Source organism: Streptomyces sp. NPDC126510 (assembly GCF_040302345.1).
Lineage (GTDB): Bacteria > Actinomycetota > Actinomycetes > Streptomycetales > Streptomycetaceae > Streptomyces.
The window spans coordinates 284,805-298,381 of record NZ_JBEORR010000003.1; the positions used below are offsets into that span (position 1 = coordinate 284,805).

9 protein-coding genes are annotated in these 13,577 nt (G+C 64.0%); 7 read left to right on the plus strand and 2 right to left on the minus strand.

Annotated features, from left to right (window positions below; translation table 11 throughout):
• Positions 1-74: 74 nt before the first annotated feature.
• The 5 genes from ABTX60_RS05290 (at position 75) to ABTX60_RS05310 (ending at position 9,750) form a co-directional block, all read left to right on the plus strand.
• On the plus strand, positions 75-2,510 hold the full coding sequence (locus ABTX60_RS05290) for a type I restriction-modification system subunit M (protein ID WP_352095709.1): 2,436 nt from the start codon (positions 75-77) through the stop codon (positions 2,508-2,510).
• Positions 2,507-3,748, plus strand: coding sequence for a restriction endonuclease subunit S (locus tag ABTX60_RS05295; protein ID WP_352095710.1), 1,242 nt, complete (start codon positions 2,507-2,509; stop codon positions 3,746-3,748). Before ABTX60_RS05290 ends, ABTX60_RS05295 begins: the two co-directional genes overlap by 4 nt.
• Positions 3,741-6,833 carry a type I restriction endonuclease subunit R gene (locus tag ABTX60_RS05300; RefSeq protein ID WP_352095711.1) on the plus strand — a complete coding sequence of 1,031 codons (3,093 nt, stop codon included), beginning with the start codon at positions 3,741-3,743 and terminating at the stop codon, positions 6,831-6,833. Before ABTX60_RS05295 ends, ABTX60_RS05300 begins: the two co-directional genes overlap by 8 nt.
• 34 nt (positions 6,834-6,867) lie before the next feature.
• Positions 6,868-7,548, plus strand: coding sequence for a M48 family metallopeptidase (locus ABTX60_RS05305; protein ID WP_352095712.1), 681 nt, complete (start codon positions 6,868-6,870; stop codon positions 7,546-7,548).
• 141 nt (positions 7,549-7,689) lie between these two features.
• Positions 7,690-9,750: an ATP-binding protein gene (locus tag ABTX60_RS05310; RefSeq protein WP_352095713.1), complete on the plus strand. Its 2,061-nt coding sequence runs from the start codon at positions 7,690-7,692 to the stop codon at positions 9,748-9,750.
• 556 nt (positions 9,751-10,306) lie between these two features.
• On the opposite strand, the gene ABTX60_RS05315 is transcribed toward ABTX60_RS05310, so the two are convergent.
• Positions 10,307-11,254, minus strand: a complete 948-nt coding sequence (locus ABTX60_RS05315) for an AAA family ATPase (RefSeq protein ID WP_352095714.1) — start codon at positions 11,252-11,254, stop codon at positions 10,307-10,309.
• Between the two features lie 108 nt (positions 11,255-11,362).
• Positions 11,363-11,527 carry a helix-turn-helix domain-containing protein gene (locus tag ABTX60_RS05320; protein WP_352095715.1) on the minus strand — a complete coding sequence of 55 codons (165 nt, stop codon included), beginning with the start codon at positions 11,525-11,527 and terminating at the stop codon, positions 11,363-11,365.
• A 142-nt stretch (positions 11,528-11,669) separates the two neighbouring features.
• On the opposite strand from ABTX60_RS05320, the gene ABTX60_RS05325 reads away from it, so the two are divergent.
• Positions 11,670-12,233, plus strand: a complete 564-nt coding sequence (locus ABTX60_RS05325) for a hypothetical protein (protein ID WP_352095716.1) — start codon at positions 11,670-11,672, stop codon at positions 12,231-12,233.
• Positions 12,208-13,392, plus strand: coding sequence for a tyrosine-type recombinase/integrase (locus ABTX60_RS05330; protein ID WP_352095717.1), 1,185 nt, complete (start codon positions 12,208-12,210; stop codon positions 13,390-13,392). The genes ABTX60_RS05325 and ABTX60_RS05330 overlap by 26 nt, the downstream gene beginning before the upstream one ends.
• Positions 13,393-13,577: the final 185 nt, after the last annotated feature.

The window sequence follows — 13,577 nt, forward strand, 5'->3', positions numbered from 1 at the left end:
GCGACGTGCGTCACGCCGCAGGCATCAGGGTTGGCGGCCCGCGCGACCGCCATGACTTACCGGGAAGAAGAGCCTTGGCCCTCAAGAAGACAGACCTTTACAGCTCGCTCTGGAAGAGCTGCGACGAGCTGCGCGGCGGGATGGACGCCGGCCAGTACAAGGACTACATCCTCACGCTGCTCTTCGTGAAGTACGTCTCCGACAAGGCCAAAGCGGACCCCGACAGCCTCATCGACGTCCCGCCCGGCGGCTCCTTCGACGACATGGTTGCCGCCAAGGGGGACAAGGAGATCGGCGACCGCTTCAACAAGATCATCAGTCGTCTCGCCGAGGCGAACGACCTGCGCAACGTCATCGACCTCGCCGACTTCAACGATGAGGAGAAGCTCGGCAAGGGCAAGGAGATCCAGGACCGGCTCTCCAAGCTGGTCACGATCTTCAGTGACCTGGACTTTCGAGGCTCTCGAGCTGAGGGTGACGACCTCCTTGGTGACGCCTACGAGTACCTGATGCGCCACTTCGCCACGGAGTCCGGCAAGAGCAAGGGTCAGTTCTACACACCCGCCGAGGTCTCCCGGGTTCTGGCCAAGGTGGTTGGCATTACCAAGGACACCCGCCAGGACCAGACGGTCTACGACCCGACCTGTGGCTCCGGCTCGCTCCTCCTGAAGGTCGCCGCCGAGACCTCGCGCGGCATCACGATCTACGGCCAGGAGAAGGACAACGCCACGTGGGCGCTGTCCAAGATGAACATGATCCTGCACGGGCACGAGGACGCTGAGATCCTCAAGGGCGACACGATCACCAGCCCTCAGTTCACCAACGGCAGCGCACTCCAGACGTTCGACTTCGCCGTGGCCAACCCGCCGTTCTCGATCAAGTCCTGGAGCAACGGGCTGGAGCAGGAGTACGGCCGCTTCGAGTACGGCCGGCCGCCGGAGAAGAACGGCGACTACGCCTTCCTGCTGCACATCCTCAAGTCACTCAAGAGCACGGGCAAGGCGGCGGTCATCCTCCCGCACGGAGTGCTCTTCCGAGGCAACGCCGAAGCCGACATCCGCCAGCGCTTGCTGAAGCAAGGGTTCATCAAGGGCATCATCGGTCTCCCCGCGAACCTGTTCTACGGGACCGGCATCCCTGCCTGCATCATCGTGCTCGACAAGGAGAACGCCGTCGGCCGCACCGGCGTGTTCATGATCGACGCGTCCAAGGGTTTCATTAAGGACGGCAACAAGAACCGTCTCCGCAGCCAGGACATCCACAAGATCGTCGACATCTTCACCCGGCAGACCACGATCGACCGCTACTCGCGCATGGTCCCGCTGTCAGAGATCGCCGACCCAAAGAACGACTACAACCTCAACATCCCCCGATACATCGACTCCTCCGAGCCCGAGGACATCCAAGACCTCCACGCCCACCTGTACGGCGGCATCCCGGACCGGGACCTCGACGCGCTCAGCGGTTATTGGGACGCCTTCCCTCAGCTGCGCGCCCAGCTTTTCCAACCGAACCGCACCGGGTACAGCGACCTGACGATCGACGTCGGCCAGGTCCAGCAAACGATCCTCGACTCGCCTGAGTTCCAGAAGTTCACCGGCGAGGCCCGCGCCCTTGCCGAGGAGTGGTTCCGCGCCCATCGCAAGCAGCTCGAAGAGATCGACGCCAACACCAAGCCGAACGATCTCATCGCCACCCTCGGCGACGACCTGCTCGCCCGCTTCAAGCCGGTGTCCCTGCTGGACGAGTACGACGTATACGAGCAGCTCATGACCTACTGGCACGACGTCGTGCACGACGACGTCTTCATGATCATGAATGACGGCTGGCTCGGCGCCGCTAAGCCGCGCAGGATCGTCGTGGCCAAGGACCGCAAGCTCTCCGAGACGCCTGACCTCGTCGTCGGTACGGGCCGCAGCGCGGTCAAGTACAAGATGGACCTCATCCCCCCGACTCTCATCGTGTCACGCTACTTCGCGGCCGAGCAGACCAAGGTCGACGAGCTCGCGGCATCGGCGGAGGACGCCACCCGTGCCGTCGAGGAGTACGTCGAAGAGCACGCCGTCGAGGACGGACTTCTGGCCGACGCCATGGACGAAGGGAAGATCAGCAAGGCGCTCGCATCGGCACGCTTGAAGGTGGCCCGGCACGAGGACCCCGACGGCGACGAGGCGACGGCTCTCGCACACCTGATCAGCCTCTACAACGCAGAGGCCATCGCCAAGAAGGCCGCCAAGGACGCTGAAGCCGCCCTCAATCTCGCCACGTTTATTAAGTGCGGAGAGCTCACGGAAGACGACGTGCGGACCCTCGTGCTTGAAGACAAGTGGCGGGCGATCGTCACACAGCGCGTCGTATCCGAAGCCGAGGCGCTGACCCTCTCCTTGGTGAGGCGCCTCCGGGAACTCGGGGCGCGCTACACGACACCCGTCGGCGTGCTCACCGAGGAGCTGAAGCGCCTGGAGGCCAGGGTCGCCGGGCACCTCGTCGCCATGGGAGTCGACGCATGACCGCGGGTGCGCTGCCCCAGGGCTGGAGGGGCGTTGTCCTCGGCGATGTCGCCTCAATCTCCCGTGGGGCTTCCCCGCGCCCCATCGCGTCCCCCCGTTGGTTCAGCGACACGAGTGACGTCGGCTGGGTGCGCATTTCCGACCTCGGCCGATCGGACGGTTTGACCCTGGAGTCGACCACGCAACGGCTCTCACCCGACGGCATTGCGCGGAGCAGGTTCCTGCCTCCGGGCACGTTGATCCTGAGCATCGCGGCCACGGTCGGGGTGCCGATCATCACCGCAATTCCGGCGTGCATCCATGACGGCTTCGTGTCGGTCGAGAATCTGAAGGGGATCGATCAGACCTACCTGTTTTACGTCCTCAAGGCAGCCCAGGACGAACTGCGCACCGCCGGTCAGACCGGCTCGCAGTCGAACATCAACAGCGAGATCGTCAGGAGGCTGCCCGTCGCCCTCCCGCCTTTGGGTGAACAGAGAGCGATCGTCGACGCCCTTCGCGACTCCGACCAGGTGGTTATCGGTCTCAAGCACCTCATCGCGAAGAAGCAGCAGGTCAAGCAGGGCATGGTCCAGCAGTTCTTCGACGGTGCGACGCGTGCACCGGTTGGTGGGAACGGCGCGCGGGCAGAGCGGGAAGAACAGCAGCTCGGGAAGCTGCTCCTCCGCTCGCCTCGCTACGGGATCAACGCGGCAGCGGTGCCGCTGACTTCGAGAACGCCCACATATGTTCGCATCACGGACATTGACGACTCGGGCAGGTTCTCCCCCAAGGTCGGCGTCAGCCACCCGAAGAGCGACGACTACCGGCTCAGTCAGGGGGAGCTCGTCTTCGCTCGAACTGGCGCCAGCGTGGGCAAGTCCTATCTGTACGACCCTCGCGACGGTGAGCTCGTGTACGCGGGATTCCTGATCAATATCGCCCCCGACCCGCAGGTCCTCAACCCTGCGTACTTCGCCCTCTTCGCCCAGACCAAGGGGTACTGGGACTGGGTGGCGCGCACTTCAGTCCGAAGCGGACAACCGGGAATCAACGGCCGGGAGTTCGCGCAGCTCCCGATCTATGTTCCCGAGATCGAAGAGCAGAATGTCATCGCGAGCGTCGTGAGTGAAATCGACGCCGAAATCACGACGCTAGGCCGTCGCCTTGACAAAGCTCGGCTGATCAAAGACGCGATGGCCCGGGAGCTCCTCACCGGACGTATGCGTCTTCCTGTGACGAGAGGGCTTCATGAGTGACGTCGGGCAGGTCGAACGCAAGGCGCAGGGCCGCGTGGTCCGGCTATTCGCCGAGCGGTTGGGCTACCGCTATCTGGGCAACTGGGAGTATCGCGAAGGCACCTCGAATATCGACCTTGAGCTGCTGACCGGGAACCTGCGCGCTCGCGGTTACGACGATCACCTCATCGACAGGGCAATCGACCAGCTACAGAAGGTTGCCTCGCTCGGTGGCGGGCGTGACCTGTACGAGGCGAACCGTCACGTCTACGAGCTCCTGCGCTACGGGGTGAAGGTCAAGCCGAGTGCCAGCGAGCAGTACGAGACGGTTTGGCTCATCGACTGGAGCGACCCGCAGACCAATGACTTCGTTGTCGTAGAAGAGGTGACGATCGTCGGGCGGCAGACGAAGCGGCCCGATATTGTACTCTACGTCAACGGCCTGGCCCTGGTAACTCTGGAACTCAAGCGCTCCCGGGTGGCCGTGAGCGAGGGAATTCGGCAGACCATCGGGAATCAGAAGCCGGGGTTCATCCGGTCGTTCTTCTCCACCGTCCAGCTCGTGCTCGCCGGCAACGACGTGGAGGGCCTGCGCTACGGCGTCATCGATACGCCTGAGAAGTACTGGTTGCAGTGGAAGGAGCCCTCTGACGTCGAGGAGCCGCTGGACCGGGCTCTGCTTCAGATGTGCGGTAAGGAGCGGCTGCTTGAACTGATCCATGACTTCACCGTTTTCGACTCCGGTGTCCGTAAGGCATGCCGTCACAACCAGTACTTCGGTGTCAAGGCCGCGCAGGAACGTATCGGTCGTCGCGAGGGCGGCATCATCTGGCACACCCAGGGTTCGGGGAAGTCGCTCACGATGGTGTGGCTGGCGAAGTGGATCCGGGAGCACCAAGACGACGCCCGAGTCCTGCTGATCACCGATCGCACCGAGCTGGACGAGCAGATCGAGAAGGTCTTCAACGGCGTCAACGAGCAGATCTATCGCACCAGTAGTGGCGTGGACCTCCTGGACACTCTGAACAAGTCTGCCGAGTGGCTCATCTGCTCTCTCGTGCACAAGTTCGGTAGCTCGGCGGATGGTAAGGACGGATCCAAGGCCGACAACGAGTTCATCAAGGAGCTTAAGGCCAGGATCCCCAAGGGCTTCAAGGCCAAGGGCAACCTCTTCGTCTTCGTCGACGAGGCCCACCGCACTCAGTCCGGCAAGATGCACGACGCGATGAAGGACCTGCTGCCGGGCGCCATGTTCATCGGGTTCACGGGGACACCGCTGCTCAAGGCGGACAAGGCCACCAGCATGGAGAAATTTGGGTCGTTCATCCACACCTACAAGTTCGACGAGGCCGTCGAGGACGGCGTCGTGCTCGACCTCTGCTACGAAGCCCGCTCCATCGACCAGCACTTGACATCGCCAGCGCAGGTGGACAAGTGGTTCGAGGCCAAGACCCGGGGCATGACCGACCTGTCGAAGGCGGAGCTGAAGAAGCGCTGGGGCACGATGCAGAAGGTCGTCTCCTCCGAACCTCGGGCGAAGCAGATCGTGCAGGACATCCTGCTCGACATGGAGACCAAGCCCCGCCTGATGGACGGGCGCGGTAACGCCATGCTCGTGGGCGAGAGCATCTACCAGGCATGCAAGTTCTACGAGCTGTTCTGCAACGCGGGCTTCCGAGGGAAGTGCGCCATCGTCACAAGTTACGCCCCGAGTCCCGGAGATATCTCCAAGGAGGACTCCGGCGCAGGCCAGACGGAGAAGCTGCGTCAGTACGACATCTATCGAAGGATGCTCGCCGACCACTTCGGAGAGTCCGAAGACGCTGCCATGACGAAGGTTGACGAGTTCGAGAAAGAGGTCAAGCGACAGTTTGTCGAGGAGCCTGGCCGGATGCGCCTGCTCATCGTGGTCGACAAGCTTCTGACCGGGTTCGATGCGCCGAGCGCCACGTACCTCTACATCGACAAGAAGATGAGCGATCACGGCCTGTTCCAGGCGATCTGCCGGGTCAACCGACTCGACGGAGACGACAAGGAGTTCGGCTGCATCGTCGACTACCGCGACCTGTTCAACTCCCTACAGGACGCCATCACCGACTACACGTCCGGGGCACTCGACGGGTACGAACCACAGGACATCGAGGGCCTGCTGACTGACCGGATCGAGAAGGGGCGAGAGGCTCTCGACGAAGCGCTGGAACGAATCCGCGCGCTCTGCGAGGTGGTTGCGCAGCCCCGGAACACGCTCCAGTACCAGCAGTACTTCTGTGCGGCTGATCCCGGCAACGCCGAGCAGCTCAAGGCCAACGAGCCCAAGCGTGTCGAGCTCTACAAGGCCGTTGCCGCGGTCACGCGGGCCTTCGCCAACCTGGCCAACGACATGGAAGCCGCCGGATACACCAGCCAGGAGGCCGAGGACATCCGCGCTGAGATCCGGCATTACACGGATGTCCGCGACGAGGTGAAGCTCGGAGCCGGCGAGGACGTTGACTTCAAGCAGTACGAGGCCGGTATGCGGTTCCTTCTGGACACCTACATCCAGGCGGACGCGTCCGAGACCGTGTCCGACTTCGAGGACACCGGCCTCGTTCAACTCATCGTCGAACTGGGCGCCGGGGCCCTCGACAAGCTGCCGAAGGGAATCAAGAGCAGCCCTGAAGCCGTCGCCGAGACGGTCGCCAACAACATGCGCAAGCTGATCATTGAAGAGCATGCGACGAATCCGAAGTACTTCGACAAGATGTCGGAGCTGCTCGACGCCATAATCGAGGAGCGGCGCCAGGGCGCGATCGAGTACCAGGACTACCTCGCCAAACTGCTGGAGACTGCCGCGCAGCTCGGTAGGGGAGAGTCCGACGACACGTACAAGTACCCCGCCTGGGCCAACAACGGGGCGAAGCGGGCCTTGGTCGACTTCTTCCTCCCTGATGAGCGACTGGCTGTCGAGGTCGACACCGCGGTGCTCCACTCGAAGCCGCATGCATGGGTGGGTAACCCGTTAAGGGAGCGGAAGGTTCGGAACGCGCTGAAGCGAGCGCTGCCCGACGATTTCGACCGGCTTGATGAGCTCCTTGAACTGGTGAAGGCAAGGCATGAGTACCACTAGCGCCCGTCTCGCGGTCCGGGGCATTGACGTCCACGTGGTCTACAAGGACATCAAGAACCTGCACATCGGTGTGTACCCCCCCATAGGGCGCGTTCGGGTGGCCGCGCCTCAGCAGCTGGATGACGATCAGGTCCGCCTGGCCGTCATCCAGCGGTTGCCGTGGATCAAGCGTCAGCAGGATCAACTGCGCTCGGCGGAGCGTCAGTCAGTGCGCGAGATGGTCAGCGGAGAGTCCCACTACGTGTGGGGCGTGCGACGACGCCTGAAGGTCATCGAGCGGCCGGGACGCCCGCATGTAGAAATCGACGGCGACCGTATGGTGCTCTACGCGCCGAGCGGGACGAGTGAGGAGCGCCGTCGCGACCTGCTCGACCGGTGGTGTCGCGAGCAACTCCGTCAGGCGATCCCTGCGCTCATCGAACGCTGGGAGACGAAGCTCGGGGTTTCGGTGCCGTGGTGGGGTATCCGCCGGATGAAGACCAAGTGGGGCTCCTGCAACCGAGAGACCCGCCGCCTGTGGTTCAACTCCGAACTGGCCAAGAAGCATCCAGAGTGCCTTGAGTACGTCGTCGTTCACGAGATGGTCCACTATCTCGAACGGGGACACGGCCAGCGCTTCGCCCAGCTGATGGATGGCTTCCTGCCGGACTGGCGTAGTCGCCGTGATCGCCTGAATAACGCACCGCTCTCTGACGAGCTTTGGACGGGGCGTTGAGTGTAGCGAGGACTACTTGTGTCCGACGGGGCCTTCTCTACGGCAACAGCCCCATGTCTGCCCTGAAGCCCGTAGGGACAGTGGACGCATTTCCGTTGCTCGAAAATATCGAGTGACGTTTATCAGCTATACGAGTTAAAGATGGGGGAGGCGTCCAGCTTCCCCTCAGTCCCATCAGATGACGATGACGCGGAAGGTGCTGACCCCATGGCGAAGCTTCGGTTGACCGTAGGGCGGGGGCACGTTGAGGAGCTGGCACGCCTGCGCCATCCTGTCGGAGCCGTCGAGGAGCTGATCTGGAATTCTCTCGACGCGGACGCCGAGACTGTCACCGTCGTGCTTGAGCGCAACGACTTCGGTGGAGTCGACCGGGTCGCCGTGATCGACGACGGCACTGGTATCGCGGCGGAGAAGTGCGGCGACTACTTCGAGCAGATCGGTACGTCCTGGAAGAAGCGCACGCAGGTCAGCGAGGTCAAGAAGCGCGTGCTGCACGGGAAGAACGGACGAGGCCGTGTCCGGGCGTTTGCCCTCGGCAGTGAGGTGCGCTGGACCAGCGTGAGCGAAGTGCATGGGGCCCGCCGTCGTGTCGTCATCGAGTCCGATCGCAGCTCCATGGACGAGTTCGACGTCAGCGATCCCGAGCCGACGGCCGACGTAACGGGGACGGTCTTTGAGGCGTTCGGCGGGGAGGACCTCCAGAAGCTGACCGAGGACGCCGCCCGTACCGCGCTCACTGCCGCCTTCGCACTCCACCTGGAGGCGTACCCGGATATCTGCATCACCTACGACGGGACGCGGCTGGACCCGGCGTCGGAGCAGGTTCACGTCGATACGTACGAGGTGGCGGCTCCGCCGGACAGTTCTCACCCGTCGGCCCAGCTGAAGATCATCGAATGGTCGCGTCCGTACTCCCGGGCTCTGATCCTCTGTGACGGCCGAGGTATGTCCTTGGCGCAGCTGAAGCCGGAGATCCAGGCTCCGGGCTTCCACTTCACGGCGTACCTGTCCTGGTCGGGGTTCGAGGACGATTCGGTCGGCGACCTCGCCTTCGCCGATTGGACACCGGAGGGGCCCGCTGCCGAGGTACTGGCCGAAGCCCGGGAGCGAATGCGTGAGCACTTCCGTTCCCGCGCCGACGAGCGCCGTCGTGAGCTCGTCGACTCGTGGCGTGCGGAAGGCTTCTACCCGTATACAGGCGAGCCCGCCAATGACCAGGAGCGCGCGGAGCGCGAGACCTTCGACGCCGTGGCGACCGCGGTCGTCCGGCACCTGCCGGCGAGCAAGAGGGCCCAGAAGGTGTCCTTCGCGCTTCTGCGCTCCGTCTTGACCCACGAGCCGGGTGAAGTGCTGCGTATCGCCGAGGAGCTCTTCGCGCTCTCCAAGCAGGAGCAGACAGAACTCAGCCGGCTGCTGGACCGTACGCCGCTGTCCGCCCTGATCAAGGCGTCGACAGCGACGACCGGACGCCTCGACTTCTTGTCGGCTCTGGAGCACCTCGTTTTCGAGCCCGTGGCCAAGGGGCGGGTCAAGGAACGCACCGAGCTGCACCGGATCCTGGAGAACGAGTGCTGGATCTTCGGTGAGGAGTACGGACTGCATGTCAGCGACCGCAGTCTCAACGAGGTGCTGAGGCAGCACTGCCGTCTACTCGACCGGGACGCGCCGGCTCCGGACCCTGTCCTGAGAGAGGACGGGAGTCGGGGGATCGTTGACTTGATGCTGTCCCGTGCTGCCCGGCAGCGGAAAGGGGAGCGTCACCATCTCGTGGTGGAACTCAAGAGGTCGAGTGTCACGCTCGGTATGACTGAGTTTGCGCAGATCAACAGTTACGCGCAAGCGGTCATGAGCGACGACAGGTTCCGGGAACCTAAGGTGACTTGGGACTTCTGGCTCGTCGGCAACGCGATGGACGACGGCCTCCGCCAACTCGCCCACCAGCCGGACCGAATGCCCGGATGCGCTGTCACGCAGCCGACGTACCGGATCTGGGTGCGTACCTGGGGCGAGATCATTGAGGATGCCCAGGAGCGGCTTCGTTTCTACAGCGAGCAGCTTGAGTACCAGTCGTCGACCGAGCACGCTATGGACTATCTGATCAGGGAACACGCCGATACGGTCGTGGACCTGGTGAACGACGGCACAGTACCCGCGGCGAGGTCGGGGGACAGCGGTTCGGTCGGAGCTGCCGTCACCCCGTGAGGGGTGTCTTGGGGTAGATCGACGTTGTACGCAGCGGCGGTGAAGAGCAACGGTGGACGGGCAAGGACGAAGAGCCAGAGCAAGGCATGAGCCTGAACAACTCCTGACGAGATGGCCGCCCTGCGGCCCGAGGAAGGCAGCGGCGAAGAGGTCAGCAGGGAAGGGGAAGCCGAGCATGGTGAGTCGTCTTCTTGAAGAACGGCCGACAGGCCGCTTCCTGGTCGAACTGCTTTACCTCTTCACGTACTTGCTCTTCGCCGCTGCACAGGCTCACGGCTTCGCCGCTGGACGTACTCGCGTACTTACGTAAAGCGTCTTGCTGTTTCAGCGGATCCTTCGGGGAGCCGCTGTCTTGCCTGAGAGACATCGAAGCTTCTGGCCTTCGCAGTCCCCAGCGGCCTGCGTGCTGGTCGGCCGGAGGCCGCCAGAGTTCAGAGAGCCTGACGTACTTACATAGGTACGCAAGTCATGTGCGGAGCGAGGCGTGCCGAGCGGAGCGAGGTGGGTGCTGATGACGATGTCTCTATAAGGGGGAGGCGTCATCATCAGCAGCTCACTACGCCGCTGCCCACCCCTCCCCGCTGTGGACGACGAGCTTCGGGAGCTCCGCCCGGAGGGTGCTGACCGCCTTGCCGACGGTGGCGGCGTAGCGGTGGGCGAGTCTGGCGATAGACGTCTCTTCCGGCTGTTCCCTGAGGATCTGCTGGGCGAGGAGCTCCTGCCACGGAGCCGCTGTCTGGATGCTCGGCTCGCGCTGAGGCTTCGTGTCTACGCGCTCCCATATCGGCACCTCGCTGGACTCGCTGGCTGGGCGCACGGAAACGTGCAGGTCCAAGTCCTCCGTGGCGCGATTGATGGCAGTGTGTATCCGGCGTCCGTGCTTCCCGGAGTTGCGCAGGGCCACCACGGCTCGGGCGCCGGCTGCGATCGCACGGCCGCCGATGGGGGACGAGGCGACGGTCATGCCTTCCGCTGCCCCCTTGGGGGTGTGGGTCACGAGCAGCGTGGGGATGCCCGCTTCGCTGATCGGCTTCAGGCTGCGCATGATGCGCTGTGCGGTGACGGGGGACGAGATGTCTTCGCCGGGGGCAAGCGCACCGATGATGTTGTCCAGGACGAACAGGCCGGGCTTCATGTCGATGAGGTCGTCCACGATGCTGGGCCAGTAGCCGGAATGCCCCGGATCCTCGACGGGAAACACGGTGATCGAGTCGTCTGGAACGGCGCCGTGCAGGCGCTCCTTCAGCTCCTCAGGTGCGCCGTCGTCCGTGAGGCCGTAGACGATGTGGTCCAGCTTCTGATGTACGGGCTGACCGAGGAACGTCGGCTCTCCGTTGAGCAGAGCAATGCCCATACCTGCGCTGAGCAGGGTCTTCCCGGCCTTCGGCTCTCCGGACAGGACCGTAATCCTGGTAGTGAGCAGATCGCCGATGAGGAATGCGTCCTCGTACGGAACGCGCTCGATCTGGTGGAGCAGTCGGCCTCTGGTTTTGATGGCACCCATGGCGGAGACCGTCCCTTCTTGCGGCGCGTAGGTGCGCCGATGCCCTCCCGCCGGGCGGCGGGATCATGTGACCTCCTTTCGATTGGGTGCAGACGGGGAGAAGGTCAGTCAGGCCGAGACGGGGCACTCTCGGTCGATCCAGCGGTCGACCTCTGACAGTCGGAAGCGGAGGCTTCCGCCGACCTTCCGGGACGGGATGCCGAGAACCCGATGGTTGTTGTAGATCCACGCGGGCTTCTTGCCCAGGTACTCGGCCAGCTCGTCAACGGTCATGAGGCGGTGGTGGTGCAAAGGCGAACTCCTGTCGATGGTGGGCGGGGCCTTCACATCTTGAGTGGATCAGTCTGGCTTGGTCAAGTCCGGCGTTGTCTTATCCGGACTTGACTGGGGTGTGGTGGCTACTTACGGTGCAGCTATGAACTCGACACCTAAGCCACCGGATGCCGAGCCCCGAGACGGTGTGACGGTCATCAAGCGCATGGGTGCCTGGGCAGTGACCATGCACTGGCCCAAGGGCACCGCCGGAACCGTGGGGCCGCGAGAGATCCACATTGCTCCTGCGGATGATGCCGACCCACAGGAGGTAGCGCGCGGCATCTCCAGCACCGTCCTTCGGCGGATCAGCACTACGCCAAGCGCGGACTTCGCTGCGATGCGGTCGCTGGCGAAGGCCACAGACTTGGAGATCCGCGAGCTTGGCGAGCGGTTGGCTTGCCTTCCGGGTGGCCTCACAGATGAGCGGCTGGCGGTGCTCTCCGCCCTCTACGTGCACTTCGTCGATGCAGGAGAGCGCGCCCCCGCCCAACGCTTGGCGGTGGGGTTCGACCTGAATCCGGCCACGGTGAAGGGGCACCTACGCGCCGCGCGGCAGCGAGGCTTCCTGACCAAGGTCGAAGGCAAGGCGGGTGGGCAGCTCACGGACAAGGCAGTGCAGATACTTAGGGGGATGAAGAGTGGCGCAGGTACTGAAGAAGTGTGACTGCCGGAACAAGACCAGGTGCGTGCACCTGTGGACCGTCCGCTACCGCGAGCCCGGCGGGCGGACCGGGCGTCAGCGGGAGAAGTCGTTCCCTACGAAGCGGGAAGCCGAGAGCTTCGGCGTTAAGGCGGAGAACGACAAGCGGGCCGGGGTGTACATCGACCACCAGCTCGGGCAGATCTCCATGCGCAAGTGGGCGGAAGAGTGGCTCGCGCAGCACCAGGTGAACGAGTCGACCCGACGGAACTACCAGAGCTTCATCTCGAACCACCTGGTTCCCGCACTCGGTGCCCGCACCCTCGCCAGCGTCACCATCCCGGACGTGAAGAAGCTTCAGACGGCCATGGTGAACGGCGGACTGGCGGCATCGACGGTCAACGACCGTATGAACATCCTACGCGCCATGATGGCGACGGCCGTCAAGGAACGGCGCATTTACGAGAGCCCCTGTGACGGCGTACCGCCGATCAAGACGGCGGGCGCCGCCGTCGATCCGGACGAAATACCCACGCTCGCGGAGGTGTACGCCATCGCTGCGGCCATGTCCGATCAGTACCGGCTCACGGTATGGCTCCAGGCGGGTGCTGGGCTGCGTATCAGCGAGGCTCTCGGGCTGACCTCCGACTGCCAGCGAGAGGGCTTCCTGCGGTTGCGCCGGCAGATCAGCGCCAAGGCGAACCAGGGTGACTGCGTGACCCGCTTCGTGCCGCTCAAGCACCGCACGGCGGACGAGTACCGGGACGTGCCCACGCCGACGTTCCTGGGCCAGGAGATCAGCAATCACCTCAAGCGCTGGGGCACGGTCGAGGTCGACGGCGTAGAGGCGCTGTTCGCGCCGCGTGAGCGGGGCAAGGGGAAGATGCCCACGGCTTCGACGTACGGCTATCACTGGCGGAAGGCGTGCGTAGCGGCGGGCGTGGTCACCCCGGACAAGAAGCCGAAGTGCACCCCTCACTCGCTGCGCCACTTCTTCGCGTCGACGGCGCTCGCGAACGGCGTCCCAATCCATGAAGTGAGCCGCTGGCTCGGGCACCGGAACATCAAGACGACCGTCGACACGTACGGGCACCTGGTGCCGGAAGCGTGGGACCGGTGCCGGGACGTGATGCAGCAGGCGCTTCGGCCGTCTCCGGTGCGTGCCGTCACCGTGGCGGCATGACGTGCTGACCCGACGACGCGGTGCTGACTTGGTGCTGACCCTGCACCCCTGCGAGGGGACGCAACCCTTGGGAACACTGGGGAGGAAGGGGTTCCATGAACGTTCCGGTTCAACGTGTAGCGGGTGACTTGGCACCACTTCGCAGGGGTCTGACTCTTTGGGGTCAGGCCCCTGGATTTTTACCG

Coding starts and splice junctions, on each gene's coding strand:
- ABTX60_RS05310 (WP_352095713.1), top strand. CDS start 7,690: ATGGGGGAGGCGTCCAGCTTCCCCTCAGTCCCATCAGATGACGATGAC.
- ABTX60_RS05300 (WP_352095711.1), top strand. CDS start 3,741: ATGAGTGACGTCGGGCAGGTCGAACGCAAGGCGCAGGGCCGCGTGGTC.
- ABTX60_RS05320 (WP_352095715.1), bottom strand. CDS start 11,527: ATGACCGTTGACGAGCTGGCCGAGTACCTGGGCAAGAAGCCCGCGTGG.
- ABTX60_RS05295 (WP_352095710.1), top strand. CDS start 2,507: ATGACCGCGGGTGCGCTGCCCCAGGGCTGGAGGGGCGTTGTCCTCGGC.
- ABTX60_RS05325 (WP_352095716.1), top strand. CDS start 11,670: ATGAACTCGACACCTAAGCCACCGGATGCCGAGCCCCGAGACGGTGTG.
- ABTX60_RS05315 (WP_352095714.1), bottom strand. CDS start 11,254: ATGGGTGCCATCAAAACCAGAGGCCGACTGCTCCACCAGATCGAGCGC.